21 protein-coding genes and 1 tRNA gene are annotated in these 26,489 nt (G+C 69.1%); 13 read left to right on the plus strand and 9 right to left on the minus strand.

Annotation, left to right across the window (positions count from 1 at the left end; translation table 11 throughout):
* Positions 1-156 precede the first annotated feature (156 nt).
* Entirely contained in the window at positions 157-2,019 is a 1,863-nt protein-coding gene (locus tag ABD212_RS15085; protein ID WP_344096106.1) for a DUF8094 domain-containing protein, read from the plus strand.
* Positions 2,016-2,960, plus strand: coding sequence for a tetratricopeptide repeat protein (locus tag ABD212_RS15090; RefSeq protein ID WP_344096108.1), 945 nt, complete (start codon positions 2,016-2,018; stop codon positions 2,958-2,960). Before ABD212_RS15085 ends, ABD212_RS15090 begins: the two co-directional genes overlap by 4 nt.
* Positions 2,961-2,999: 39 nt before the next feature.
* On the opposite strand, the gene glgB is transcribed toward ABD212_RS15090, so the two are convergent.
* From glgB to glgX, 3 genes are all read right to left on the minus strand, one after another.
* Entirely contained in the window at positions 3,000-5,171 is a 2,172-nt protein-coding gene (gene glgB / locus ABD212_RS15095; RefSeq protein ID WP_344096110.1) for a 1,4-alpha-glucan branching protein GlgB, read from the minus strand.
* Positions 5,168-7,114: a maltotransferase domain-containing protein gene (locus tag ABD212_RS15100; RefSeq protein ID WP_344096300.1), complete on the minus strand. Its 1,947-nt coding sequence runs from the start codon at positions 7,112-7,114 to the stop codon at positions 5,168-5,170. Before ABD212_RS15100 ends, glgB begins: the two co-directional genes overlap by 4 nt.
* A 197-nt stretch (positions 7,115-7,311) precedes the next feature.
* Positions 7,312-9,399 (minus strand): glycogen debranching protein GlgX, encoded by a 2,088-nt coding sequence (glgX, locus tag ABD212_RS15105; RefSeq protein ID WP_344096112.1) that lies wholly within the window; start codon positions 9,397-9,399, stop codon positions 7,312-7,314.
* A gap of 56 nt (positions 9,400-9,455) precedes the next feature.
* Here glgX and ABD212_RS15110 point away from each other — a divergent pair, with 56 nt between their 5' ends.
* From ABD212_RS15110 to ABD212_RS15125, 4 genes are all read left to right on the plus strand, one after another.
* A complete protein-coding gene (locus ABD212_RS15110; RefSeq protein ID WP_344096114.1) occupies positions 9,456-10,652 on the plus strand; it encodes a cysteine desulfurase family protein in 1,197 nt (398 codons plus the stop codon).
* Positions 10,653-10,721: 69 nt separating this feature from the next.
* Positions 10,722-11,837 (plus strand): tRNA 2-thiouridine(34) synthase MnmA, encoded by a 1,116-nt coding sequence (gene mnmA / locus ABD212_RS15115; protein WP_344096116.1) that lies wholly within the window; start codon positions 10,722-10,724, stop codon positions 11,835-11,837.
* Positions 11,838-11,846: 9 nt separating this feature from the next.
* Positions 11,847-14,129 carry an NAD-dependent DNA ligase LigA gene (gene ligA, locus ABD212_RS15120; protein WP_344096118.1) on the plus strand — a complete coding sequence of 761 codons (2,283 nt, stop codon included), beginning with the start codon at positions 11,847-11,849 and terminating at the stop codon, positions 14,127-14,129.
* Between the two features lie 4 nt (positions 14,130-14,133).
* Positions 14,134-14,457 carry a YciI family protein gene (locus tag ABD212_RS15125; RefSeq protein ID WP_344096120.1) on the plus strand — a complete coding sequence of 108 codons (324 nt, stop codon included), beginning with the start codon at positions 14,134-14,136 and terminating at the stop codon, positions 14,455-14,457.
* 110 nt (positions 14,458-14,567) lie between these two features.
* On the opposite strand, the gene ABD212_RS15130 is transcribed toward ABD212_RS15125, so the two are convergent.
* On the minus strand, positions 14,568-14,753 hold the full coding sequence (locus ABD212_RS15130; RefSeq protein WP_344096123.1) for a hypothetical protein: 186 nt from the start codon (positions 14,751-14,753) through the stop codon (positions 14,568-14,570).
* A 187-nt stretch (positions 14,754-14,940) separates the two neighbouring features.
* Between ABD212_RS15130 and ABD212_RS15135 the strand changes: the two genes are divergently transcribed.
* Positions 14,941-17,823, plus strand: a complete 2,883-nt coding sequence (locus ABD212_RS15135) for a helix-turn-helix transcriptional regulator (protein WP_344096126.1) — start codon at positions 14,941-14,943, stop codon at positions 17,821-17,823.
* Here the strand turns inward: ABD212_RS15135 and ABD212_RS15140 are convergent.
* A complete protein-coding gene (locus ABD212_RS15140) occupies positions 17,801-19,501 on the minus strand; it encodes a long-chain-fatty-acid--CoA ligase (protein ID WP_344096128.1) in 1,701 nt (566 codons plus the stop codon). The genes ABD212_RS15135 and ABD212_RS15140 overlap by 23 nt on opposite strands.
* Before the next feature lie 79 nt (positions 19,502-19,580).
* Between ABD212_RS15140 and gatC the strand changes: the two genes are divergently transcribed.
* The 6 genes from gatC (at position 19,581) to ABD212_RS15170 (ending at position 25,184) form a co-directional block, all read left to right on the plus strand.
* Complete coding sequence (gene gatC / locus ABD212_RS15145) at positions 19,581-19,880, plus strand: Asp-tRNA(Asn)/Glu-tRNA(Gln) amidotransferase subunit GatC (protein ID WP_344096131.1); 300 nt, start codon at positions 19,581-19,583, stop codon at positions 19,878-19,880.
* Positions 19,877-21,406 (plus strand): Asp-tRNA(Asn)/Glu-tRNA(Gln) amidotransferase subunit GatA, encoded by a 1,530-nt coding sequence (gatA, locus tag ABD212_RS15150; RefSeq protein WP_344096133.1) that lies wholly within the window; start codon positions 19,877-19,879, stop codon positions 21,404-21,406. The genes gatC and gatA overlap by 4 nt, the downstream gene beginning before the upstream one ends.
* Positions 21,406-22,920 (plus strand): Asp-tRNA(Asn)/Glu-tRNA(Gln) amidotransferase subunit GatB, encoded by a 1,515-nt coding sequence (gatB, locus tag ABD212_RS15155; RefSeq protein WP_344096136.1) that lies wholly within the window; start codon positions 21,406-21,408, stop codon positions 22,918-22,920. Before gatA ends, gatB begins: the two co-directional genes overlap by 1 nt.
* Positions 22,921-22,989: 69 nt before the next feature.
* Positions 22,990-24,249, plus strand: a complete 1,260-nt coding sequence (locus ABD212_RS15160; protein ID WP_344096138.1) for a DNA polymerase IV — start codon at positions 22,990-22,992, stop codon at positions 24,247-24,249.
* A gap of 46 nt (positions 24,250-24,295) precedes the next feature.
* A complete protein-coding gene (locus ABD212_RS15165; protein ID WP_344096140.1) occupies positions 24,296-24,616 on the plus strand; it encodes a hypothetical protein in 321 nt (106 codons plus the stop codon).
* Positions 24,591-25,184 carry a nucleoside/nucleotide kinase family protein gene (locus ABD212_RS15170; RefSeq protein ID WP_344096141.1) on the plus strand — a complete coding sequence of 198 codons (594 nt, stop codon included), beginning with the start codon at positions 24,591-24,593 and terminating at the stop codon, positions 25,182-25,184. Before ABD212_RS15165 ends, ABD212_RS15170 begins: the two co-directional genes overlap by 26 nt.
* A 30-nt stretch (positions 25,185-25,214) precedes the next feature.
* Here the strand turns inward: ABD212_RS15170 and ABD212_RS15175 are convergent, their stop codons facing one another.
* From ABD212_RS15175 to ABD212_RS15190, 4 genes are all read right to left on the minus strand, one after another.
* Complete coding sequence (locus tag ABD212_RS15175) at positions 25,215-25,709, minus strand: DUF2017 family protein (protein ID WP_344096143.1); 495 nt, start codon at positions 25,707-25,709, stop codon at positions 25,215-25,217.
* Positions 25,706-26,008: an ATP-dependent Clp protease adapter ClpS gene (gene clpS, locus ABD212_RS15180; protein WP_344096145.1), complete on the minus strand. Its 303-nt coding sequence runs from the start codon at positions 26,006-26,008 to the stop codon at positions 25,706-25,708. The genes ABD212_RS15175 and clpS overlap by 4 nt, the downstream gene beginning before the upstream one ends.
* On the minus strand, positions 26,005-26,355 hold the full coding sequence (locus ABD212_RS15185) for a metallopeptidase family protein (protein WP_344096147.1): 351 nt from the start codon (positions 26,353-26,355) through the stop codon (positions 26,005-26,007). The genes clpS and ABD212_RS15185 overlap by 4 nt, the downstream gene beginning before the upstream one ends.
* A gap of 38 nt (positions 26,356-26,393) precedes the next feature.
* A tRNA-His gene (locus tag ABD212_RS15190) sits at positions 26,394-26,469 on the minus strand.
* Positions 26,470-26,489 lie beyond the last annotated feature (20 nt).

Below are 26,489 nucleotides of genomic sequence, written 5' to 3' on the forward strand. Positions count from 1 at the left end.
GCGCGCTGGCCGATCCGTGTTCCGTCAGGATACGCACAGGTGGCGCGCAGATCCCCGAATCGACCCTCCCGGGCGGCTCTCAGGTCACTTTCGCTAGGCTGAAATGTCAAGTCGACGACCCGCAGGGTTTCTCGCGGGTCCGGAGAGGTGTGATTCGTGCGTTTCGTGTGGGCCGTGGCTGCGTTCGTGCTCGCTGCCGTGATGATCGTGGCGGGCATCGCCCAGCGGACGATCTTCCAGGGACCCAAGACCGAGACCGCGTCGATCTCCGCTGAGACGCCCGCTCCGTACCTCCTCATCCACGGCGCCGTCCTCAATCAGCTCCCCGGAGCGCAGACCCTGCGTGCGCAGGGCCACGGCGACATCTTCGCCGCGTACGGCCGCACGGCCGACATGAAGGCCTGGCTCGCGGACGTGTCGTACAACGACGTCACGCTCGATCGCAAGGGCGCGATCGTGACGAAGAATGTCGTTCCGGATGCCGCCGCCGGCGGCGCGACCGCCGGCTCCGATGCCTCCGCCGGTTCGGGTGACGCCGGTCCCGGGGATGCCGGTTCGGGCAATGCCAACGCAGACGCCCTGCCCGCACACAGCCCCATCGGCTCCGACCTCTGGCTCGACGAGTTCCAGCAGACCGACATCCTGATCGCGCCTCTCCAGCTCCCCGAAGAGATGAGCGTCCTCGTGGCGACGGACGGCGTGAAGCCCGCGCCCGCAGATGTCGCCATCTCGTGGCCCATCACGAACGCCACGCCATGGGCGGGGCCCCTGATCGTCGGCGGCGCCATCGTCATGGCCGTGGGCGTGCTGCTCTACATCCTCGCCATCCGTCATGCCCGCCGCTCGCGTGGGCCGCGCCGCAAGGGGCTGCCCCTTCCGGTCACCGAGCCCATCGACCTCGCCGTGGTCGCCGCGGACAAGGGCGTGATCAGCGCCGGCCCTGCGTCTCGTCGCGCCGTCTCGAGCGGGCGCCGGGCGTTCGCCGTGCTGCCGGTGGTCGCCGTGTCCGCGCTTCTGTTCAGCGGCTGCTCGGCAGATTCCTGGCCGCAGCTGGGTCAGTCGGCGACGCCCACCCCGACGGCCACGGTGATCGTGCCCGAGGGGCAGCAGGCGCCGGCCGTCACCAAGGCGCAGGCTGAGCGCATCATCTCGCGCGTCGCCCACACCGCGGCCAAGGCCGACGATGCGCGTGACGAGTCTCTGGCGGCTACCCGCCTCGACGGCACCGTGCTGGCGGCCCGAGCGACGAACTATGCGCTGCGCGGCTCGATCGCCGACTACAAAGCGCCGGCTCCCATCCTCACCAAGCCGCTCGAGATCGTCCTTCCGCAGGCGTACGACGGGTGGCCGCGGTCGATGATGGCCGTCGTCGACGACCAGAAGACGAAGACCTCGAGCATCATGGTGCTGACCCAGGCGGACGCGTGGTCGCCCTACAAGCTCTCGTACGAGGCCAGCCTCGAAGCCTCGACGCTCATGCCCGATCTCGCGCCGACGTACATCGGTGCGACGCAGGTGCCGCCGGACTCCTCGTTCCTGGTGATGCCTCCCAACAAGGTCGCCGCCGCGTACTCCGACATCATCAACCACGGCGAGAAGAGCAAGTACTTCGACATGTTCGAGGCCCAGGGCGATCACCTGCGCGACAGCATCGCGAGCGACCGCAAGAAGCGCCTCGACGAATTCAACAAGACGGCGTCCAACACCGGCAGCCTGACGTTCACGTCAGGGCCGGGCGCTCACGATCCGTTCGCGCTGGCGACTCTCGAAAGCGGTGCGATCGTCGCCGTCAACGTCAACGAGACCGACACCGTCAAGCCGACCAATTCCGACGCGGTGATCAAGCTCGAGAACAACCCCACCGTGAAGACCCTCGCGGGGGCGGACCAGTCCGCGACGGGCTTCTCGACCACGTTCACCGACCAGATCTTCTTCTACGTCCCCGGCCAGGGTTCCAACGAGAAGATCCGCCTGCTGGGATACTCTTCCGACATCCTCGACGCGAAGGTGATCAAGTGACCGATGCCGCCCCGGGCGCCGCGCTGCGCGGTGCTGTAGACCTGTCGGCACTTCGGAATCGTCCGGCGGCACCCGCGGTCGGCGAGACGCAGAGCACTCCGGGCGGCGTCGTCCCGTCGCTCGTCATCGATGTCACGGATGAGACGTTCCCCGAGATCCTCGAGCTCTCGCGCACCGTGCCGATCGTCATCGACCTATGGGCGGAGTGGTGCGGCCCGTGCAAGCAGCTGACGCCGGTGCTCGAGAAGCTCGTCCTCGAGGCGGCCGGACGCCTCGTGCTCGCGAAGGTGGATGTCGACGCGAACCCGCAGCTCTCGCAGGCGTTCCGCGCCCAGTCGATCCCCATGGTCGTCGCCCTGGTCGGCGGCCAGCCCGTCCCCCTCTTCACAGGCGCGGTCCCCGAGCAGCAGGTGCGCGAGGTGTTCGCGCAGCTGCTTCAGCTGGCCGCGCAGAACGGCGTCACCGGGAGCGTCGAGGTCGCGGGGGATGCGACGGGCGATGACGCCGCGGAGCCGGTCGAGCCCCCGCTGCCGCCGCTGCACGCCGAGGCGTACGACGCGATCGAGGCCGGCGACTACCCGCGCGCGATCGCCGCATACGAGAAGGCACTGGCGGAGAATCCGCGGGATGCCGACGCCCGCGCCGGGCTCGGACAGGTGCGGCTGCTCGACCGCGTCCAGGGAGCGGACCTCCAGGCCGCGCGGGCCGCGGCTGCCGCCGCGCCCGCCGACGTCGAGGCCCAGTTCACCGTGGCAGACCTCGACCTCGCCGGGGGCCACGTCGACGACGCTTTCGACCGGCTCCTCGAGCTGTTCGCGGCCCTGCCTGCAGACGAGCGCGGTCCGGTGCGCGAGCGGCTGCTCGAGCTCTTCGCCCTCGTCGGCGACACCGACACACGGGTCATCCGCGCGCGCGGCCGCCTGGCCTCACTGCTGTTCTGAGCGACGTCGACGGCGCAGAGCGCCGCCGACCAGCATCCGTCACCCCTTCGACTGCGAGCCGGGCGCCGATTCGTGCCGCAGCCAAAGCACACCGAGCGGCGGAAGCACGAGCCGAGCATGGCCGCCGTCCATCGCGTGGACGACGCCCATGTTGCCGACTCCCGATCCGCCGTAGGCCGCAGCATCCGTATTGAGGATCTCGTGCCACGCCCCCACCTCCGGCAGGTGCATGTCGTAGTTCTCGAGGGGGACGCCCGAGAAGTTGCAGACGACCACGACGGTGTTGCCGTGCCAGTCGCGACGCGCGAACGCGACGACGTTGGGGTTCCAGTTCGGTGCGCCGAGGCGTGAGAACGCCGCGCCGTCGCTGTCCCTCGCCCAGAGCGCGGAATGGTCGAGGTAGGTGCGGTTGAGCGAGGCGACGAAGTCCTGCAGCTGGACGTGCGACGGCTGATCGAGCAGCCACCAGTCGAGCGAGCGACCTTCGGACCATTCCGAGATCTGCCCGAACTCCTGGCCCATGAACAGCAGCTGCTTGCCGGGATGGCCCCACATGTAGGCGAGGAACGCGCGCATGTTGGCGAGCTTCTGCCAGTGGTCGCCGGGCATGCGCGAGAAGAGGCTGCCCTTGCCGTGCACGACCTCGTCGTGGCTGATGGGCAAGACGTAGTTCTCGCTGAACGCATACACGAATGAGAACGACAGCTCGCCCTCGTGGTGCGAGCGGTACATCGGGTCGCGCTTGACGTACTGCAGCGAGTCGTTCATCCACCCCATGTTCCACTTGAACCCGAAGCCGAGACCCGCCCGGCTGGTAGGGGCCGTCACGCCGGGGAAGCTCGTCGACTCCTCCGCCATCATCGCGATGCCCGGATAGCGCTTGTAGGCCGTGGCGTTCACTTCCTGCAGGAAGCGGATCGCCTCGAGGTTTTCGCGGCCGCCGTGGACGTTCGGCGACCATTCGCCGTCCTCGCGGGAGTAGTCGAGGTAGAGCATGGACGCGACGGCATCCACCCGCAGCCCGTCCACGTGGAATTCCTCGAACCAGTAGAGCGCATTGGCCACGAGGAAGTTGCGCACCTCGTTGCGCCCATAGTCGAAGATGTACGTGCCCCAGTCGCGGTGCTCGCCGCGCTGCGGGTCGGGATGCTCGTAGAGCGCCTCGCCGTCGAATCGCGCGAGCGCGAACTCGTCCTTGGGGAAATGCCCGGGGACCCAGTCCATGATCACGCCGACGCCCGCGCGGTGCAGTCGATCGATGAGGTAGCGCAAGTCGTCGGGGTGACCGAAGCGGCTCGTGGGCGCGTAATAGCCCGTGACCTGGTATCCCCACGATGGGCCGAACGGATGCTCCGCGAGGGGCATGAACTCGACATGGGTGAATGCCAGCCCGGTGACGTAGTCCACGAGCTGGTCGGCGGCCGCGCGGTACGACAGACCGGGGCGCCACGAACCGAGATGCACTTCATACACCGACATCGGCTGCGAAACCGGTGTGGACCGCCCGCGGCGCGTGATCCATTCGTCATCCCCCCAGGAGTAGGCGGACTGCACGACGACGGATGCCGTGGCCGGAGGCAGCTCGGCGAACCGGGCCATGGGATCGGCCTTGAGGACCCAGTCGCCGTGCCGGCTGAGCAGCTCGAACTTGTAGGCGGTCCCGGCCCCGATGCCGGGGATGAACAGCTCCCACACGCCGCTGCCGCCCATGGAGCGCATCGAGTGGCCCTGCCCGTCCCAGCGGTTGAAGTCCCCTACGACGCGCACCGCTCGCGCGTTCGGCGCCCACACTGCGAACGACGTGCCCGCCGAGCCGTCGATCGTGCGCACATGCGAACCCAGGACGTTCCAGAGCTGCTCGTGCCGGCCTTCGGCGATGAGATGCAGGTCGACTTCGCCGACTGTCGGCAGGTGGCGGTACGGGTCGTCGGAGATGTAGTCCGGACCGTCCGCGTACGTCGTCAGTATCTCGTACGCGCCGGGGCTCCCCGAGCGGGTGCCTTCCCAGATCCCGGAGCGCACGTGCTCGAGCGGAACACGGGTCCCGTCCGTGAACACCGCGGTGACGCTCGCGGCCAGCGGCCGTCGCGTGCGGACGATCCACTCCGTGCCGCCCTGGGTGTCGGTGCCGGGATGGATGCCGAGCACCGCGTGCGGATCATGGTGCGCCCCGGTTGCGACGGCGTCGAACAGCTGGTCAGAGGGAGTCATTGCGGTACCTTCACGTGCAGGATGTGGACGGGCTCGGCGAACGCGTCGAGCATGACGAAGTTGTGGTCGGACCAGGTCCATTGTGCGCCGGTCAGCAGATCCTCGACCTCGAACGGCTCGCCGGGCGGGACGCCCCACACTCGCGTGTCGAGGTGCACCATCGTCTGGCGCACCGAGTGGGGGTCGGTGTTGACGACGACGATCACGGTGTCGCTGCGACCCGACGACGACAGGGCCCCGTCCAGGTGCTTGGCGTACACCAGGATGGCGTCGTCGTCGCTCCAGTGGATGCTGATGTTGCGCAGCTGCCGCAACGCGGGGTGCTCACGGCGGATCTCGTTGAGGCGCGCCAGGAATGGTGCGAGCGACTCCCCGCGCTCCTGTGCGCCGGCCCAGTCGCGGAGCTTGTACTCGTACTTCTCGTTGTCGATGTTCTCTTCGGAACCCGGGCGCGCGACGTTCTCGTAGAGCTCGTAGCCCGCGTACACGCCGTACGTGGGTGCCGCCGTCGCAGCGATCGCCGCGCGGATCCGGTATGCCGGGCGCCCGCCGAACTGGAGGTACTCGGTGAGGATGTCGGGGGTGTTGACGAACAGGTTGGGCCGGACGAAGTCCGCCGTCTCATGCGCGAGACCCGACAGGAACCCCTCGAGCTCGACCTTGGTGTTGCGCCACGTGAAGTAGGTGTAGCTCTGCTGGAACCCGGCCGAGGCCAGACTCTGCATGGGAGCCGGTCGCGTGAACGCCTCGGCGAGGAACACCACGTCGGGGCTCTCGGCGGTGACGGTCGCGATCAGCCACTCCCAGAACTGCAGCGGCTTGGTGTGCGGGTTGTCGACGCGGAAGATGTTCACGCCCTGGGCGATCCAGTGCCGCACGATGCGGAGCACCTCGGTGCGCAGTCCCTCGGGGTCGTTGTCGAAGTTGACCGGATAGATGTCCTGGTACTTCTTCGGCGGGTTCTCGGCGTACGCGATCGAGCCGTCCGGCAGCGTCGTGAACCACTCCGGATGCGCGGCGACCCAGGGGTGGTCGGGCGCGGCCTGGAGTGCCAGGTCGATCGCGACCTCGACCCCCTCGGCGCGCGCCGCCCGCACGAACGCGCGGAAGTCGGCGAGCGTGCCCAGATCGGGATGGACGGCGTCGTGCCCGCCTTCCTCGGCGCCGATCGCCCACGGCGAGCCGGGATCCCCGGGCCGCGGGTCGAGCGTGTTGTTGCGGCCCTTGCGGTTGATCCGCCCGATCGGATGGACGGGCGGGAGGTAGAGGACATCGAACCCCATCGCCGCGACGCCGGGGAGGCGCTTGACGGCGGTGCGGAAGGTCCCGCTCTTGATCGTGCCGTCCTTGAGGCGGCGCGCGCCTTCGGATCGCGGGAAGAACTCGTACCAGGCGCCGGCGCCGGCCCTCTCGCGCTCCACGAGCAGCTCCAAGTCGGCGCCCACGGTCAGCAGCGATTGCAGCGGCCGCGCGGCGAAGTAGGCCGCGATCGAAGGGTCGCGGATCAGTTCGAGTGCGGCAGCATCGTCGACGGCGCCGTCGCGCAGGGCGACTGCGGCGTTCTGCAGCACGCGCCGCTCGGCGATCGGCCGTGACTTCTCCGCGATCGCCCGGTCGAACAGGCCGGCGCCGAGTTCGCGCATGAGCGCGGTATCCACGCCCGCCTCGATCTTCACGTCGGCGGCATGCTCCCAGGTCGCGAATTCGTCCGCGAATCCCTCGAAGCGGAAACGCCAGACGCCCTGTTCCAGCAGTGCGATGGTCGTCGCCCATCGGTCGAAGCCGTCCTCGAGCGAACTCAGGCGATGCAGCGAGACATCCCCGGACGGCGAGGTGAGACGAACATGCACCCCGATGCGGTCGTGGCCCTCGCGAAACGCCGTCGTGCGGAAGGGGATCGCCTCGCCCGCGAACGCCTTCGGCCGGTAGTCTCCCCAGGGCACGGACGGGAAAGGCAGCGCGAGCGGGATGCGTCCCGAAACCGTGTCTCGTCGCGACTGCGACGGGCCGGCATCGCGAACCGGAACGGAGGAGGCGCTCCGCCAGGGGCGGGATCCGGCAGCTCGCTTTGAGGTGACCACGTCTCGAACCTACCGTGCGGCTCGGCGGGGCGACAGGCGCAGGACCCGACTGCTCCGGCTCACTCCACCCGGAAGAGATGCATGGAGGTGCCGGCGAGCGGCACCGCGTCGCCGGGCAGATGCTCGCGCCCGTCGTCGACGGGCGTCTCATCGGCGCTCGACCACAGCGAGACGAATCGCTTCACGCCCGCGATCGTCGGCAGAGTCACCTCGATGGGCTGCTCGTTGCCGTGCACCATCAGCAGGATCCGGTTGAACTCCTCGACTTCGGGAGTGGATGCCGCGACGTACTGCAGCGTCCGGTGGGACGGGTTCGTCCACCGGTCGATGGACATCGTCTCGCCATGCTCGTCGTACCATTCCATGACGGACGCCGAAGGCGTCCGCTCATCGAGCCGCGCGAAGCGGATCGGCCGCAGCGCCGGATTCTCGCGGCGCAGCCGGATCAGGTGCCGCACGTGGGCCTGAAGGTCGAGCTGCCACGGCGCGCGCTCCCATGACAGCCACGTGAGGGCGGAGTCATGGCAGTACGCGTTGTTGTTTCCGCGCTGCGAGCGGCCGAATTCATCGCCCGCGGTCAGCATGGGTATGCCCGCTGAGAGCAGCAGTGTGCCGAGGAGATTCCGCATCGCCTTGCGACGGGTGGCGAGGATTCCCGCGTCGTCGGTGGGGCCTTCGGCACCGTGGTTGAACGACCGATTCGTGTCGGCGCCGTCGCGGTTGTGCTCGCCGTTGCCTAGGTTGTGCTTGACGTCGTACGAGACGAGATCGCGCAGCGTGAAGCCGTCGTGGGCCGTGATGAAATTGACGCTCGCGAGCGGGCCGCGTTCGAGGCTGAAGGTGTTGGACGATCCCGCCAGCCGAGTGGCGAGTCCGCCGATGCCCACCGGCGCCGTCGACGCCCTGCGGGCATAGTCGACGTCGCTGAGCCAGAAGTTCCGGACGCGGTCGCGATAGCGGTCGTTCCACTCGCTCCAGCCGTCGCCGAAGTTGCCGGTCTGCCAGCCGCCCATGCCGACGTCCCACGGCTCCGAGATCTTCTTCACCCCCGCGAGGGCCGGGTCGTCGATGATGGCACGGAGAAGGGGATGCTCGGACGTGAACTCATGCGAGGCGTCACGGCCGAGGGTCGCGGCGAGGTCGAACCGGAAGCCGTCGATCTGCACGTCGTTCGCCCAGTACCGCAGCGAATCGAGCACCATGCGGGCCGCGGCATCCGTCGCGGTGTTCACGGAATTGCCGCATCCCGTGACATCGATGTAAGCGCCGTCCTCGTGCTGGCGGTAGTAGCTGCGGTTGTCGATGCCGCGCAGGCTCGTGCGCGGGCCGCCGAGTCCCTCTTCCGCGGTGTGGTTGTAGACGACGTCCAGGATCACTTCGAGGCCGGCATCGTGGAGGAGCTTCACCATCCCCTTGAATTCGCGCAGGATCGCCTCGGGCCCGTGACGCCGGCTCTCGGCCGTGGCGTACGCGGCGTGCGGCGTGAAGAAGTTGAGGGAGTTGTACCCCCAGTAGTTGGTGAGCCCGTGCTGCAGGAGCCGCGGCTCGGTCGCGAATGCGTGAACGGGAAGCAGCTCGATGCTGGTGACGCCGACCGAGAGGAAGTGGTCGAGCATCGCAGGATGCGCGAGACCGGCGTACGTGCCGTGCAGGGCGGGCGGCACCTGCGGATGCCGCTTCGACATCCCCTTCAGGTGGCCCTCGTAGATCACCGTGCGGTCCATCGGGACGTTCGGCTTGCCCACTCCGCCCCAGTCGAACGACCCGTCGATCACGACGGAGCGGTGGTCGGCGAAGCCGCCGGTGATGAGCCCGCGCGAATACGGCTCGATCAGCAGGCTCCCGCGGTTGAAGGTGCTTCCCTGCCCGAGCGGCCCGTCCACCCGGATGCCGTAGCGCGCGCCCCGGTGCAGCAAGTGCGTGGTGACCGACCAGACGCCGCCCGCGACCGGAACAAGGGGGAGAGTGTCGGTGATCCAGTCCAGGTCGGTGTCATCGAAGACCACGAGTTCGACCGCGCTCGCGCCGGCCGACCAGACCCGCAGCGTCGTGCCATCCGGACCGAACGTCACGCCGAGATCGTCGAGATCCGAGCTGAGCAGGCCCGGTTGCGCGACAGCCGTCGTGAGCGACTGGGGGCTGATCATGGGTTCTACAGTAGTAAGGCCGTGAGTCAGGCAGGTTACGGCCGACGGAGGTGTGGATGGTCTATCTCGATCACGCCGCGACGACACCACTGCGACCGCAGGCCCGCGATGCGTGGCTGGAGGCCACAGCGATCGTCGGGAACGCGTCATCCATCCACGGCGCGGGCCAGGCCGCCCGGCGCGTGCTCGAGGACGCACGGGAGCGCCTCGCCGCCGTCCTCGACTGCGATCCGATCGAAGTCGTCTTCACATCCGGCGGCACCGAGTCGGTGAACCTCGGCATCGCCGGTCTCTACCGTGGCCGTCGCGAGACCACCGGACGCTCGACGATCGTCGCGTCGACGGCCGAGCACCACGCGACGATCGACACCGTCGCCTGGCTGCACGCGCACGAGGTGGCCGATGTCGAATGGGTCCCGGTCGACCGCGATGCGCGGCTCGACCTCGATGCGTGGGTGATGGCCGTGGACAGCGGGGATGCCGCGGTCGCCACGCTCCTCGCGGCGAACAACGAGATCGGAACCCTCCAGCCCGTGGCCGCGGCATCCGCCTTCTGCGCCGATGCCCGGGTGCCGCTGCATCTGGACGCGGTGGGCGCGTTCGGGCATGTTCCCTTGTCGTTCCGCCGCCTCCGAACGGATTCCGGCTCGCGAGGCGGTGGCCTCGTGGCGCTCAGCGTCGCGTCGCACAAGCTCGGCGGACCCGCCGGCGTGGGCGCCCTGGTGGTCGCCCGCGAAGCCAGGGTCGAGCCGCTCGTCCACGGCGGGGGCCAGCAGCGCGGGCTGCGGTCGGGCACCCAGGATCCCGCCGGGGCGATGGCGTTCGCGGTGGCGGCGCAGCTCGCGATCTCCGAACTCGAGACGGAGTCCGTGCGCCTGAGGGCCCTGCGCGACCACCTCGAGTCGGGGATCGTGGCGGCGATCCCGCAGGCGAGGATCTCGGCTTCGTCAGCCGACCGCCTGCCGGGGCATGTTCACGTCGTGCTTCCCGGTGCCCAGGGCGACTCGCTGCTGCTGCTGCTGGACATGGCGGGGATCGCGGTGTCGACCGGCTCGGCATGCCAGGCGGGCACGCCCGAGCCGTCGCATGTCGTCCTCGCCATGGGGCTCGGCGACGCGGCCGCGCGCAGCGCGCTGCGCTTCACGCTCGGTCGCACCACCACGGTGAAGGACGTGGATGCCGTGCTCGCGGCGCTGCCCGAGGCGTACGAGCAGGCCCGCCGCGCCGGGATGTCGTCCCGCGTCGTGCGGTGATGCCTCGGGTCCGTTCGCTGCCGCCGCGGCTCCCAGGCCGGATTGAGGCATCCCTCGTAGAATCGGTGGATGCGCGTACTGGCGGCCATGAGCGGCGGAGTGGACTCCGCGGTGGCTGCCGCACGCGCGGTGGACGCCGGTCACGACGTCACCGGCGTGCACCTCGCGCTCTCCCGCGCCGGTGGCACCCTGCGCGCCGGGTCGCGCGGATGCTGCACGATCGAGGACGCGATGGATGCGCGCCGCGCGGCGGACAGACTCGGCATCCCGTTCTATGTCTGGGACTTCTCGGAGCGCTTCCGAGACGATGTCATCGAGGACTTCGTCGCCGAGTACTCCGCGGGACGCACGCCGAACCCGTGCATGCGATGCAACGAGCGGATCAAGTTCGCGGCCGTGCTCGAGAAGGCTCTCGATCTCGGCTTCGACGCCGTGTGCACGGGGCACTACGCGATCCTCCGCACCGACGAATCCGGAGCCCTGGAGCTGCATCGCGCGAGCGACAACGCCAAGGACCAGTCCTACGTCCTGGGCGTGCTGACGGCGGATCAGCTCGCCCACACGCTGTTCCCGCTCGGCGACACACCCTCGAAAGCGCTGGTGCGCGCCGAGGCGGAGGCACGGGGGCTCACCGTCGCCCACAAGCCCGACAGCCACGACATCTGCTTCATCCCCGACGGCGACACCCGAGGCTGGCTCGCCGACCGGGTCGGGACGGCGACAGGCGACATCGTCGACCGCACCGGCGCCGTGGTCGGCTCGCACGAGGGCGCCCACGCATTCACAGTCGGCCAGCGCCGCGGACTGTCGCTCGGCGTACCGGCTCCCGACGGCAAGCCGCGCTTCGTCCTCGAGGTGCGACCGGTGTCGAACACCGTCGTCGTGGGACCGAAGGAGGCTCTCGCGACGGCTGAGATCTCGGGGGACCGGTTCACCTGGACGGGACGCGCCCCCGCGGCATCCGAGTTCCCCTGCGACGTGCAGATCCGCGCGCACGCGGATCCGGTGGCAGCCACCGCGCGCCTGGACGACGGCGTGCTGAGCGTGCGTCCGGACATCCCGTTCGACGGAGTCGCCCCAGGGCAGACCGCAGTCCTGTACGACGGCACCCGCGTGATCGGACAGTTCACGGTCGCCGAAACCGTGTCCGCGGTGCCCGTTCTGAGCGTCGCAGCCCGTCCCTAGACTGGCGGAGTGGCTGACGGTTCCGACTTCTCCGACTTCTCCGACCTCAGGCTCGAAGACGCCCGCGCCGATGCGCAGGCGCTGACCGCCAAGATCCTCGACGCTCGCGAGGCGTACTACGGGCGCGACACGGTCGTGGTCGACGACGCGACTTACGACGAATGGATGCACCGGCTCGAAGAGATCGAGCGGCTGCATCCCGAACTGCAGAGCCAGGATTCGCCGACGCTCACGGTGGGCGCGGCATCCGGCACCCTGTTCGCCCCCATCGAGCACGCCGAGCGCATGCTGAGCCTCGACAACGTCTTCAGCGACGCGGAATTCCTCGCATGGACGACGAAGGTCGAACGGGATGCCGGGCGCCCGGTCCACTACCTTTGCGAGCTTAAGATCGACGGGCTCGCCCTGTCGCTGCGCTATGAGCGCGGCCGGCTGACTTCGGCGGCCACTCGAGGCGACGGGCGCGTGGGCGAGGACGTCACCGAGAACGTGCGGCAGATCGCCGGCATCCCGCAGCGGCTGGCCGGGGAGGGGCATCCCGCGCTCGTCGAGGTCAGGGGAGAGGTCTTCTTCAACGTCGCCGACTTCGAGTCGCTCAACGCGTACCAGGAGTCCATGGGCGATCGCCTGTTCGCCAACCCGCGCAACGCGGCGAGCGGGTCGCTCCGCCAGAAGACCGAGGGCAAGAACGCCAGGCAGCTCGACGCGGTGCACCAGCGGCTGTCGCGTCTGCGGATGACGGTGCACGGCATCGGCGCCTGGCCGGATCCGCCCGTGACCACGCAGAGCGAGGTCTACGCGCTGCTCTCGTCGTGGGGACTCCCGACGAGCGCCTACTTCAGGGTCGCCGATTCGGGGCAGGGCGCGGACGAGTTCATCCGCCGCTACGGTGAGCACCGGCACGATGTCGAGCACGAGATCGACGGGGTGGTGGTCAAGGTCGACGAGCTCGCGCTGCACGACGAGCTGGGCGCGACGAGCAGGGCTCCGCGCTGGGCGATCGCGTACAAGTACCCGCCCGAGCAGGTCAACACCAAGCTGCTCGACATCGTCGTCTCGGTGGGGCGCACCGGCCGCGCTACACCGTTCGCGGTGATGGCGCCCGCGCGGGTCGCCGGCAGCATCGTACGGCAGGCGACGCTCCACAATCAGGATGTCGTCAAGGCGAAGGGCGTGCTGATCGGCGACACCGTCGTGCTGCGCAAGGCGGGGGACGTCATCCCCGAGGTGCTGGGTCCCGTGGTCGAGCTTCGCGACGGATCCGAGCGCGCCTTCGTCATGCCGACCGAGTGCCCCGAATGCGGATCGCCGCTCGCCCCCGCGAAAGAGGGCGACATCGATCTGCGGTGCCCGAATGCCCGTTCCTGCCCCGCCCAGGTGCGCGGCCGCGTCGAGCACGTCGGATCGCGCGGTGCCCTCGACATCGAGGGGCTCGGCGAAGTGTCGGCGGCCGCACTCACGCAGCCGGTCCGGCCCGAGGCGCCGCCGCTCGCATCCGAGGCCGGACTGTTCGACCTGGGTCCCGAGGATCTCTTCCCCATCGACGTGGTGGTGCGGGATGCCGAGACCGGCCTGCCCCGCCTTCTCGAGGACGGCACCCCTGACACACGCTCGCCGTTCCGGCGGCAGCGCAAGAAGGGCGACCCCGCCTTCGACGCAGACGCGCCGTTCGACGGCGATGCCCAGCACATGCTGTCCGTCGCCGCGACGGCACTGCTCGCCAACATCGAGGCCGCGAAGACGAAGGACCTCTGGCGGTTCCTCGTGGCCATGAACATCCGTCACGTCGGCCCGGTGGCCGCTCGTGCGCTGGCCGAGTGGTTCGGCTCGGTCGACGCGATCCGCGCGGCATCGCGCGACGAGCTGGCGGCAGTCGAGGGCGTCGGGGGCATCATCGCCGACGCACTGGTGGACTGGTTCGACGTGGACTGGCACCGCGAGATCGTCGACCGGTGGACGGCCGCCGGTGCACAGCTCGCCACGCCCGGCCACGCCGGGCCGGGGGCGTCCGTCACGGAAGGCGGCGTGCTCGACGGACTGACGGTCGTGCCCACCGGATCCCTCGAGGGCTACTCCCGCGAGGGCGCGCAGGAGGCCATCATCAAGGCGGGCGGCAAGGCGGCGTCGAGCGTGTCGAAGAAGACCGACTTCGTAGCCGCCGGGCCCGGAGCCGGCTCGAAGCTCACGAAGGCGGAGGAGCTCGGCATCCGGATCCTGGATGCCGCGCAGTTCCACCTCCTCGTAACGGAGGGGCCGGCGGCCCTCGATGCGGTCACCCCGGCCGCCGAGTGATCGCATGACGGATTCGCCGCGTCCGCAGTGGCTCTACCGGATCGTGCCGATCCGCCCCGAGATGGTCGGCGCGCCGACCGACGAGGAGGCCGCCGTCGTCGAGGCCCACTTCGCGTATCTGGTGTCGCTCCGGGATCGCGGCGACCTCATCCTGGCGGGTCGCACGCAGGAGGATGTCGGCACGTGGGGCATCACCATCTTCGAGGCTGCCGACGAGGCGGCCGCGCGGGGGGTGATGCAGCGTGATCCGGCCGTCGCGGGCGGCGTGTTCGAAGCGACGCTGTTCCCGTACGCCGTGGCGGTGGCGCGGGACGGCCTCGCGGACTGAGTGAGCTCTGCGGCCCTGGCCGCCCGCGACCGGACGAACTGGATGACGCGTTGAGCTGCCCGCTGCACAGGATGAGAGCAGCCCAACGTGCACTCACTGCGCCGCGCGGTTCATCGCACGACCGCGGGCCTGCCACCGCCGCCGCCGCAGGCATACTCGGACGGTACCGCTGACGCGTCCGTGACGGCGACGCTGGTGCAATGGCCGTGGGTGTCAGCGGAGTCGGGGTCGGCGAAGGCGATGGTCGCGGTCACGCCGAACGCAGCGGCGACCGCTCCTGCAGCGAGTAGTGCCACCAACTGCCGGCTTGGGCGTGAGGTCTTCTCCATGGTCTGGCCCTTCTGTGAGGTCCGCCCGTCGTGTCCGGGCTGTCTTCAGCGTCCGCGCCACGCGGATCGAGCACATCGTGGGACAACCCTCAGATCGGCCGGCGGAACCCTCAGATCCAGTGCAGGCGTGTGGCTGCGATGTCAGACTGATGCCATGAACAGCCAGGCCGAGCGGCCGGCAGCTGTCGTCGGACGCGACGAGGTTCGGGAGCGCATCGCAGCAGCGCTCACCGGCCCAAACGGTGAGGGTGCCGGCACGGTGGTCATCACCGGACCGGCCGGGGTCGGCAAGACCGTGCTGGCGCAAGATGTGATCCGCGCTCACCCTCACGCACGAGCGTTCGTCGGAGCCGGATTGCCCCTCTCCACCGTCTCGGTGCCGTTCCTGCTGTTTCGTTCCATGCTCCGCGCGACCGGGGCTGACGGGTCGATCGACTTCGACGAGCCGGCATCCCGTGTGCTCGTCGCGATCGACCACTGGATCGACGAGCTCGCGTCGGAGTCCCGGGTCGTACTCGTGCTCGATGACCTGCAGTGGGTCGACCCCGCAACGCTGGATGTGGTTCTCTACCTGATGGCGGGTTCTCCTGACCGTCCGCTGAGCATCATCGCCACCGTCCGCGACGAGCTCTTCAGCTCGAGTCGTGCCGTCGATCAGTGGATCTCGAACATCCGGCGCATGCCTCGGTGCACGAGCATCGCGCTGGGGCCGCTCGACCGCGCGGGCACCGAGGATCAGATCGCGGCGGTGCTGGGGACGCGGCCGCATCAGTCCCTCGTCGAGGATGTGTTCGCGCACACGCGCGGCTTCCCTTACCTGACCGCGTTGGTCGTCGCCGGACTCGACCCGCAGGTCCGCCGCCTGCCGGACACAATGCCCGCCGATCTTGTCGATGCCGTCGAATTGTCGACGCGGGGGTTGGACTCCGACGTCGTCACCATGCTGCGAGTCATGGCGTTGGCTGGACGACCGATGACGGGCGACCAACTCCGGGAATTGCTTCTCGCCGGGGGTGCGATGCAAGACGTCGACTCGGGCCTTATGGATGTGCGACTCGCCGAAGCATCCACGGCAGGGACCATCACGACCAGGGATGGCCGAACCTACTGGTTCCAGCATCCCCTCGCGGCAGAAGTGCTCGACTCTCAGCTGAGCGACGGCGAGCGCGCGTTCTGGCACGCCGCCTTCGTCCGCGTCGGCGAGCATGCGGACCCCGATGCGCAGGGGTTCGAGGACATCGGCCGGATCGCCGACCACGCGGCGGCGTCGGGGAGCCCCTCCGACGCATACCGGTGGTCGCTCATCGCCTTTCGCCGGGCGACGGAATCCGGCGCGGACGCGCAGTCGCTTCGCTTCGTCGAACGTGCGCTGTCCCTCCACGCGGCCGTGCCCGTGGTCTCCGAATCGGAAGAAGTGCTCCTGCATGCCGTGCGCCTCGCTGCGCGGGCATGTGCCGCGCATCAGCGGGAGGTGGATGTCATCGACCGACTGCTCGCGACTGTTGATGAGCTCGATGTGCTCGAACGGGCGGAGCTCTCCGCGCGGCGCATGATTCTTATCGCGGCGCTCCAACGCGGGGAGCCCGAACCACAGCAGATCGACGCTCTGCTGGGTCTCACGGCTCGACACCGCACCAGCTGGCAGCACGCGTACGCGCTGGCGCTGGCGTCGATGTGGATGCCAGAGGCGGATCGCGCGGCGGCGGCCATCGCTGAAGCATGCGAATGCGCCGAGCGCAGCGGAAACGATCTCGCAATCGCCTGGTCGCTCGCGGCGGGAGTCGATTTCGCGATGGTCATGAAGGATGACGAGACGGCGTTGCATCTCGCGCCGCGAGCAATCGCGGCAGCGTTGCGCGCACCGGACGGACTCGCGCACAACGTCGCGGCGCTAGCGGCCGCCGTCGCCGCGTTCGGTGAGGATACGGTGGGCTTTGCCGAGACTCTCAAACAAAGTCGACTGTCCGCGGTGGGCATCCTCCCGCATGTGCACACCTCCTGGCTGGCGATACAGGAAGCCCGCTGCTGGTTTCAGCTCGGCCGCTGGAAGGAGTGTGCGGCAGCGCTCCGCTTCACGATCGGCGAGCACACGGGGGCCATCATCGACATGACCGGCCGAGCCATCGCGGGACGGCTGGCAACACGACAGGGCCGATTCAGCGATGCTGACGGACATTTCGCACGCCTCGCCGAGCTCCGCGCGGAGACGAAGAACATCCTCTCAGATGCCCACCTCGGCCTTGCGGAGCTGCTGATCGAGCGTGGCGCCCTCCTCGAAGCTGCCCGCACGCTCGCCTCGGTGAACGAGCGGGCGCTGAATCTCGACCGAGTGCGCTTCCAGTTCACCGCGATGCGAACTCTCGCAGATGCGCGAGCGCTGCGCTGTGAATCACCCGCTCAGGAGGTCGAGACCCTGGTCGAAGCGTTGGCCTTCGCCGCCGCTCCCCCGAGCGGACCCCGCTGGGCGTATCCGCGGCTCAGTCCGCTCGGTGAAGACGCGCTCGCGCGTCTTCACCGAGCGGAGGGGGCAAGAGCAGCGAGCGACTCCGATGCAGCGGAGCGGTGGATCGAAGCCGCCGACGCCTGCAGGGCTGTCGCGTGGCCGTGGGAAGAGGCATACGCTTGCCGGCGAGCCGTAGAAGCCCTGCTCCTCGCCGGCAGACCCGACCGTCGCGCGGCCGCCCCCGTCCTGCGGCGTGGGCTTGAGATCGCGGTAGGCCTGGGTGCGATGCCCATCGAGCGGGTACTGCGCGATCTTGCCCGCTACGCCCGCATTCCCGTAGCGGTCGGGCTGCCAGACGATGCGCCGACGTCTCCCGGGAACGAGGCGTCGATCGAGGGCCTGACGCCCCGCGAGTCGGAGATCGTCGAGCTCGTGGCCGCCGGTCGCACCTATCACGAGATCGCTGACGAATTGTTCGTCAGCGAGAAGACCGTGAGCTCGCACATCTCCAACATCCTTCGAAAGACGGGTGCCGCGAATCGCGTCGAACTCGCCCGTCTTGCCAGCGAGGTCAGGCTCCCGACGTCAGGGTGAGGATGCGCTCGCGCACCTGCCGGCGCAGCACTTTGCCGATGATCGACTTCGGCAGTTCGTCGACGACGAAGATGCGCCTGGGCACCTTGTAGGGGGTGAGGAGGGTGCGAGCGAACTCGCGGATGGCATCGACGTCGACCTGCTCGTCGCCGGCCACGACGATCGCCGCCACGACCTCCTCGCCGGAGTGCTCGCTGGGCAGACCGACCACGGCGGCATCCTCGACCTGCGGATGCTGGCGCAGCGCGTTCTCCACCTCGGTCGGGGCGACGTTGAAGCCGCCCGTGATGATGAGCTCCTTGATGCGGTCGACGATCCGGACGAACCCGGCCTCGTCGATCGTGACGATGTCGCCCGTGCGGAACCAGCCGTCGACCATTACGGCCTCGGTCTCCTCAGGCTTGCCGTAGTACCCCTGGAAGACCTGCGGGCCGCGCACCACTAGTTCGCCGCGCTCGCCCTCCGGCACATCCTGCGTCGGATCGTCGGGGTCGACCACCCGGCATTCGGTGCCCGGCAGCGGAAGGCCGATGGTGCCCGCCAGGCGGTTGTCGGCGACCGGATTGGCCATGAGGACCGGCGAGCACTCGCTCAGACCATAGCCCTCGACGAGATAGCCGCCGGATGCCGCTTCGAAGGGCACGACCAGCTCGTGGGGGAGTGCCATCGCACCCGAGATCGCCACTTTCGTGCCCTGCAGCGACACGCCCTTCTCGTTCGCGGCCTTCAGCAGCCGATCCGCGATCGGCGGGACCAGCGGCAGGAACGTCGCTGGGTGCTTCTTCGTCACGTCCAGCACCATGTCGGGGTCGAATCGCGGGAAGAGCACGAGCCGCGCACCCATCGACATCGCGAAGGTCAGGCAGAGCGTCAGGCCGTACGCGTGGAACATCGGCAGCACGGCGTAGACCACGCATCCATCGCCGCGAACGATCGACGGGACCCAGGCGCGGGCCTGCGCCGCGTTCGAAAGCAGGTTGCGGTGCGTGAGCGAGGCGCCCTTGGGTGTGCCGGTGGTTCCGCTCGTGTACTGGATCAGCGCGAGATCGTCGGTCGCAGGCTTGGGGTGGGATGACGGGATGGGCACCGCGCCGACGACATCCTGCCACGACACCGTGCCGGTGACCGGCTCGTAGAGGGCAGCGCGGGATTCGCGGGCCTTCGCGATCGGCAGGCGGAGCATCAGCCGGGTGAGCAGCGGCATCGCCGTGATGACATCGACCGAGATGAGATTTCTCACGGCGAGGTCCGCAGGGAAGTCCTGCACCGACTTCACGACCTTCGTCCACACGATCGCGTGCTTGGCGCCGTGATCCTCGAACTGCTTGCGCAGCTCACGCGGCGTGTAGAGGGGATTGTGCTCGACCACCACCGCGCCCAGGCGCAGGATCGCGTAGAACGCGACGATGTGCTGCGGGCAGTTGGGCAGCACGATCGCGACGGGATCCCCGGGACGCACCCCGAGGTCGCGCAACCCTGTGGCAGCCCTTCGGATCTGCTGCTCGAGCTCTCGATACGACGTCGTGCGCCCGAAGAACTCGAGTGCCACCGCATCGGGATAGTCCCGCGCGGAGGCCTCGACGATGTCGATCAGCGAGCCCGACACGGGGTCGAGATCCTCCGGCACCCCCTCCGCGTAGCTGCGAGTCCAGGGGCGAGGAGGATCGTACGTCGTCACGCGCTCAGCCTACGCCGGACGCTGTTCGCCGAGGAGAGCGGACCAGGGCGGCGAGCCGCGCCCCCCTTAGACTTGACCGGTGTCTGAAATCACCCCTGATCTCGTGCGCCATCTCGGTGTGCTCGCCCGGATCCAGCTGAGCGACGAGGAGGTCGAGCGTCTGACCGGCCAGCTCGACGTGATCGTCGACAACATCGCGAAGGTGTCCCAGGTCGCGACCCCCGATGTTCCCGCGACAAGCCACCCGATCCCCCTCGAGAACGTGTTCCGCCCCGACACCGTCGGCGACATGCTCACCCTGGAGCAGGTGCTGCAGAACGCTCCGGATGCCGCGGACGGCCGATTCCGGGTGACCGCGATCCTCGGAGAAGAGCAATGACCGACCTCACGCGACTCAGCGCCGCGGATCTGGCCGAGAAGCTCACCGCGGGCGAGGTGTCGAGCGTCGAGGCGACGCAGGCGCACCTCGATCGGATCGCCGCGGTCGATGCCGACATCCACGCCTTCCTGCATGTCAGCGACCACGCCCTCGACGTCGCCGCCGACATCGACCGCCGCCGCGCCGCTGGCGAGCCGCTCGGGCCCATCGCGGGCGTCCCGCTCGCGATCAAGGACGTACTCGTCACGACCGACATGCCCTCGACCAGCGGCTCCAGGATCCTCGAGAACTACCTGTCGCCGTTCGATGCGACGGTCGTCGCGCGGGCTCGCGCCGCGGGCCTGGTGCCGCTGGGCAAGACGAACATGGACGAGTTCGCCATGGGGTCCTCCACCGAGCACTCTGCATACGGCCCGACGCACAACCCGTGGGATCTCGACCGGATCCCCGGCGGCTCCGGCGGTGGATCGGCCGCGGCGGTGGCAGCGTTCGAGGCCCCGCTCGCACTCGGCTCCGACACCGGCGGCTCGATCCGCCAGCCCGCGCACGTGACCGGAACCGTCGGCCTCAAGCCGACCTACGGCGGTGTCAGCCGCTACGGCGCCATCGCGCTGGCCTCGAGTCTCGACCAGGTCGGTCCGGTGACCCGCACGGTGCTCGACGCGGGTCTGCTGCACGATGTGATCGGCGGGCACGATCCCCACGACTCGACGTCGCTCCTCGACGTGTGGCCGTCCTTCGCCGCCGCTGCTCGCGAGGGTGCCCGCGGCGACGTGCTGAAGGGCCTCAAGGTCGGCGTGATCAAGGAGCTTCCGGATGCCGGTTTCCAGGCCGGCGTCTCGGAGTCCTTCCGAGAGGCACTGAGCGCCATGGAGGCGCAAGGCGCCGAGATCGTCGAGATCAGCGCCCCGCATTTCGAGTACGGGGTCGCCGCGTACTACCTGATCCTTCCCGCGGAGGCATCCAGCAATCTCGCGAAGTTCGACTCGGTGCGCTTCGGCCTGCGGGTGGACGTCCCGGGCGGAACGGTGGAGGACGTCATGGCCGCGACCCGCGACGCGGGCTTCGGCGACGAGGTGAAGCGGCGGATCATCCTCGGCACGTATGCGCTGTCGGCGGGCTATTACGACGCGTATTACGGCTCGGCGCAGAAGGTCCGAACGCTCATCCAGCGCGACTTCGACGAGGCATTCGCCGCCGTCGATGTGATCGCGACGCCCTCGGCGCCCACGACGGCGTTCCGCCTCGGTGAGAAGATCGACGACCCGATGCAGATGTACCTGAACGACGTCACGACGATCCCGGCGAACCTGGCCGGCGTCCCCGGCATCTCGATTCCCTCCGGCCTGGCGCACGAGGACGGCCTGCCCGTCGGCATCCAGTTCCTCGCACCCGCCCGTGAAGACGCGCGACTCTACCGGGTCGGCGCGGCGCTCGAAGCCCTGCTCGTCGACTCATGGGGCGGACCGCTGCTGGACCGCGCCCCGAGGCTGCTGAGCTCGTCGACGCAGGAAGGTGCCCGCTGATGGCCGGGAGCGCGCTGATGGAGTTCGACAAGGCGCTGGAGCTCTACGAACCCGTGCTCGGGTTCGAGGTGCACGTCGAGCTCAACACGAAGACGAAGATGTTCTCGGCCGCGGCGAACCCCGCGCACGCCGACGGGCACGCCGCCGGCGTCAATTCGCACGTCGCGCCGGTCGACATGGGGCTTCCCGGATCGCTCCCGGTCGTGAACGCCGAAGCGGTGCGCTACTCGATCAGCCTCGGCCTCGCCCTGGGGTGCTCGATCGCCCCGTCGAGCCGGTTCGCGCGCAAGAACTACTTCTATCCCGACCTCGGCAAGAACTACCAGATCTCGCAGTACGACGAGCCGATCGCGTTCGAGGGATCCGTCGATGTCGAGCTGTCGGACGGGACGATCGTGACGGTCCCGATCGAACGGGCGCACATGGAAGAGGATGCCGGCAAGCTCACGCACGTCGGCGGCTCGACCGGTCGCATCCAGGGTGCCGAGTACTCGCTCGTCGATTACAACCGCGCCGGTGTCCCGCTCGTCGAGATCGTCACGAAGCCGATCTTCGGCGCCGAGCACCGTGCGCCCGAGATCGCGAAGGCGTATGTCCAGACGATCCGCGACATCGTGATCTCACTGGGCATCTCAGAAGCCCGGATGGAGCGGGGCAACCTGCGCTGCGACGCGAACGTCTCACTGCGGCCGCGCGGCCAGGCGAAGCTCGGCACCCGCACCGAGACCAAGAACGTCAACTCCATGCGATCGGTGGAGCGTGCCGTCCGCTACGAGATTCAGCGCCAGGCCGCGATCCTCGCCTCCGGCGGCTCGATCATCCAGGAGACGCGTCACTGGCACGAGGACACCGGCACCACCTCGCCCGGGCGCCCCAAGTCGGATGCCGACGACTACCGCTACTTCCCCGAGCCCGACCTGCTGCCGGTCGCGCCGTCCGCAGCCCTGATCGACGAGCTGCGGGCAGCCCTGCCTGAGCCTCCCGCGGCTCGACGGCGCCGGTTGAAGGCCGACTGGGGATTCACCGACCTCGAGTTCCAGGACGTCGTGAACGGCGGTCTGCTCGCAGATGTCGAGGCCACCGTTGCGGCGGGCGCGTCACCCGCATCGGCTCGCAAGTGGTGGACGGGTGAGATCACGCGCATCGCGAATGCGACCGACCGCGAGGCGACGGACCTGGTCACGCCGGCGGATGTCGCCGCGCTCCAATCCCTGGTCGACTCCGGCGCCCTCAACGACAAGCTCGCGCGCCAGGTGCTCGAAGGGGTCATCGCGGGAGAGGGGACTCCTCAGGAAGTCGTCGACGCGCGGGGACTGGCCGTCGTCTCGGACGACGGCGCGCTCATCGCCGCCATCGACGAGGCGCTGGCCGCGCAGCCGGACGTGCTCGAGAAGATCCGCGACGGCAAGGTTCAAGCCGCCGGAGCCGTGATCGGCGCGGTCATGAAGGCGATGAAGGGCCAGGCGGATGCCGCGCGGGTGCGCGAGCTGATTCTGGAGCGCGCCGCCGGCTAGCGACGAGCGACGACCCGCCCCGTACTCTCGCACGTGCGAGGTGTCGCCCGGGCACGGGACAATAGGGCTATGGGGCGTGGCGACGGATCGGGCCGGATCGTCTCACCGGAGGGTGCCGATGACACCGGTGCCGGCATCCTGCACGTCGACATGGACGCGTTCTACGCGTCGGTGGAGCAGCTGGACGATCCGACGCTCAAGGGCAAGCCCATCATCATCGGCGCGCCGGAGAGTCGTTCGGTCGTCTCGAGCGCGTCGTACGAGGCGCGGCGCTTCGGTGTGAGATCGGCGATGCCGGTCGGGCAGGCGCTGCGCCTGTGCCCGACCGCGATCGTGGTGCTGCCGCACTTCGACCGCTATCTGGAGAAATCGGCCGAGGTCATGAAGCTCTTCCGCGATGTGACGCCCCTCGTCGAACCGCTTTCGATCGACGAGGCGTTCCTGGATGTGCGAGGCGCCCGACGGCTGTGGGGGAGCCCCGGCGTGATCGCGCGAGCGCTGCGCGCCCGGGTTCTCGACGAGACCGGCCTGACCTGCAGCATCGGCGTCGCCGCGACGAAGCACGTCGCCAAGATCGCCTCGACGATCAGCAAGCCCGATGGGGTGCTTATCGTCGCGGAAGCGGACACGAACGCGTTCCTGCGCCCGCTCCCGGTCCGCGCGCTGTGGGGGATCGGCCCCAAGGCCGCCGAGTCCCTCGAAGGACGCGGCATCCATACCGTCGCCGATGTGCTCGACACGCCTCGGCCGGTGCTCGAGCGGGCGCTCGGGGCGGCGATGGGTTCGCGCATCTGGCACCTCGCGCGGGGCGAGGACTCCCGTCGTGTCGAAACCCACCGCGTCGACAAGAGCGTCGGTCATGAGGAGACGTTCCATCAGGACATCTCCGACCACGCCGTGCTGCGCTCCGAACTGCGCCGGCTCGCCGACAAGGTAGGCGCACGACTGCGGACGCACGGGTGGGAGGCCTCGACGATCTCGATCAAAGTGCGCTACGCCGACTGGACGACGATATCGCGCTCGCAGACGCTCACCGAGCCCACCGCTGTCGGGAAGCGGATCGGGGATGCCGCGCACGAACTGTTCGCGACACTGGATCGAGCCCTGCCGGTGCGCCTCATCGGCGTGCGCGCCGAGAAGCTCCGACCGAGCCGCTACGCCGAGCTCGCGCTGTGGGACGACGACGAGGACTGGCGCCGAGTCGAGTCCGCGCTCGACGGTGCCGCCGCACGGTTCGGCCGCGGCGCCGTCACGAGGGCGACCCTGATCGGAAAGGCCCGCGGCGGCGGCACGCTGCCGTCGAATCCGCGTCCTGACCGCGACGATTGAAGTCAAGCCACTGGGCAGGCGGCGACCGGCCGGGTAGCGTGGTGACATGCCCAACATCGCACTCGAACTCGGTCAGCAGTCCGCGTCCTTCGGCGTCCACAGCGCCTATGGCGAGCAGCAGGACGTCGACGGCATCCGCCTGATCCCGGTCGCCCTGACCTGGTCGGGCTTCGGCGGCGGTTCGGACGAGGCGGGCAATGGCGGCGGCGGCGGTGGCGGCTGGTCCATCCCCCTGGGGGCATACGTCCGGAAGGGCGACGACCTGCGCTTCGAGCCGAACATCGTGTCACTGCTCACGGTCGCCATCCCGTTCGTCTTCTTCGCAGGACGAGCGCTCAGTCGTGTCATCCGCGCCATCAAGAAGTAGCACCGACCCGGTCGCCTCGGCGCTCGTCGAGGCGGCTGCAACACTCTCCGTCGCGATCCGCGCCGTCGCGGCATCCAACCCCGTCGTCCTCATCGACGGTCGAAGCGGCGCGGGCAAGACGTCGCTGGCAAGGGCCCTCGTCGCGCGATGGCCTCTCAGAGGCCGGGTGCAGCTCGTGGCGCTCGACTCGCTCTACCCGGGCTGGGACGGGCTGGACGCGGGCGTGGATCTCGCACGAGAGCAGATCCTGGTCCCTCATGCGCGTGGACTGATCGGCGTCTGGCAGAGGTGGGACTGGGATGCCGCGCAGCCGGCCGAGGCGCATGCCGTGGATCCCTCGCTCCCTCTCATCGTGGAGGGCTCGGGTCTGCTCACCGCCGTGACGGCTCGGCTCGGCGATGTCCGCGTCTGGCTCGAATCGCCGCCGGAGTCGCGCAGGCAGCGCGCGCTGTCGCGCGACGGCGATGCGTTCCGCCCCCATTGGGACCAGTGGGCGGCGCAGGAGGATCGTCACGTCGCCGGCGACGAGCCCCGGCGGCTCGCGACTCACGTTTTCGCCATCCCGTGAGCCGCGGCGCGGCGTGAGCGACGGTGTCGGTCAGTCGCCGTCGACGGCCGTCACAAGGCCGTGGAGGCGGTAGCCGAGCCAGTCGTAGATGCCGAACCGCGGGTCGTCCTCGTCGTGATCGTCAGGGCCCTCGATGCCCAGTCGGCTGGCCAGGACGAGCCGGATCGCGGCGAGGGTGCGCAGCCACGCCTGCACCGCGGCGGCGTCGAGACGGATCTCGGTCGCTTCGACCAGACGCGGGTCATCCGGGTCGTCGGGGATCACGGCCGCATCCTGCAGGGTCGCAAGCACGACTCCGGCGTCGGATCGACGGCGGGCCAGGAGATCCTCTTCGGTGAGATCACGGAACTCCCGGGCGGCGTCGGGGTCGTCCGCGTAGGCGTCGGGCACGAGTCGGCCGATCGCGGGATCGCCGGCAGAGACGGAGGACTCTTCGATGAGTTCGGCGAACTGGGTGACGAGTCCGGCGAGGTGCGCCGCCTCGATGCGCGTCAGATCGAGGGCCACGACGCGGTCGGCGCTCATTGCGGCGCCCGCCGGACGGTCGCCCAGAGGCCGTAGTCGTGCATCGCCTGAACGTGCAGCTCCATCTGCTCGCGGACGCCTTCGGCGACGACGGCCCGGCCCTCGTTGTGGACGGCGAGCATGAGCCGCTCGGCATCCGCCCGCGGCAGCCCGAAGTACTCGCGGAACACGTGCGTCACGTAGCTCATCAGGTTCACCGGGTCGTCCCAGACGACCGCCTGCCACGGTCGATCCGGATCGATCCGCTCTCGCAGGTCGACGTCTTCGTCGACGCGAGGCGTGGACTGCAGCACAGTCATGCCCACCCCAGCTCGTGAAGCCGTTCGTCGTCGATGCCATAGAAGTGCGCGATCTCGTGAACGAGCGTGGTGTGCACCTCGTCGCGGAGCTCTTCCTCGTCCCCGCACGCGGCGAGATGCGGCTCGCGGTAGACGATGATGCGATCGGGAAGCTCGCCCGAGCCATACCGTTCGCGCTCCGTGAGAGCCCAGCCGTCGTACAGGCCGAACAGATCGAGACTTCCGTCTTCGGGACGGTCCTCGACGACGAAGACGACGTTGTCGAGCCCCTCCACCATGTCGTCGGGGAGTTGGTCCAGCTCGTCGATCACGAGCTGCTCGAAGGCGGCGGCGTCCATCTCAACCATGATCGCTCATCAGGGGACGACGATCACGGCTCGGCACATGGGGTGAGTAACGGGACTTGAACCCGCGACCCCCTGGACCACAACCAGGTGCTCTACCAACTGAGCTATACCCACCATGTGCCCGACTGCTCGGG

It is taken from the genome of Microbacterium deminutum (genome assembly GCF_039530205.1).
GTDB lineage: Bacteria > Actinomycetota > Actinomycetes > Actinomycetales > Microbacteriaceae > Microbacterium > Microbacterium deminutum.

Excerpts from the sequence above, each read along its gene's own strand:
- ABD212_RS15165 (WP_344096140.1), top strand. The coding sequence starts at position 24,296 with ATGCCCAACATCGCACTCGAACTCGGTCAGCAGTCCGCGTCCTTCGGC.
- gatA (WP_344096133.1), top strand. The coding sequence starts at position 19,877 with ATGACCGACCTCACGCGACTCAGCGCCGCGGATCTGGCCGAGAAGCTC.
- ABD212_RS15125 (WP_344096120.1), top strand. The coding sequence starts at position 14,134 with ATGACGGATTCGCCGCGTCCGCAGTGGCTCTACCGGATCGTGCCGATC.
- ABD212_RS15185 (WP_344096147.1), bottom strand. The coding sequence starts at position 26,355 with ATGGTTGAGATGGACGCCGCCGCCTTCGAGCAGCTCGTGATCGACGAG.
- ABD212_RS15160 (WP_344096138.1), top strand. The coding sequence starts at position 22,990 with ATGGGGCGTGGCGACGGATCGGGCCGGATCGTCTCACCGGAGGGTGCC.
- gatB (WP_344096136.1), top strand. The coding sequence starts at position 21,406 with ATGGCCGGGAGCGCGCTGATGGAGTTCGACAAGGCGCTGGAGCTCTAC.
- ABD212_RS15175 (WP_344096143.1), bottom strand. The coding sequence starts at position 25,709 with ATGAGCGCCGACCGCGTCGTGGCCCTCGATCTGACGCGCATCGAGGCG.
- glgX (WP_344096112.1), bottom strand. The coding sequence starts at position 9,399 with ATGATCAGCCCCCAGTCGCTCACGACGGCTGTCGCGCAACCGGGCCTG.
- ABD212_RS15135 (WP_344096126.1), top strand. The coding sequence starts at position 14,941 with ATGAACAGCCAGGCCGAGCGGCCGGCAGCTGTCGTCGGACGCGACGAG.
- glgB (WP_344096110.1), bottom strand. The coding sequence starts at position 5,171 with ATGACTCCCTCTGACCAGCTGTTCGACGCCGTCGCAACCGGGGCGCAC.
- ABD212_RS15110 (WP_344096114.1), top strand. The coding sequence starts at position 9,456 with ATGGTCTATCTCGATCACGCCGCGACGACACCACTGCGACCGCAGGCC.
- mnmA (WP_344096116.1), top strand. The coding sequence starts at position 10,722 with ATGCGCGTACTGGCGGCCATGAGCGGCGGAGTGGACTCCGCGGTGGCT.
- clpS (WP_344096145.1), bottom strand. The coding sequence starts at position 26,008 with ATGACTGTGCTGCAGTCCACGCCTCGCGTCGACGAAGACGTCGACCTG.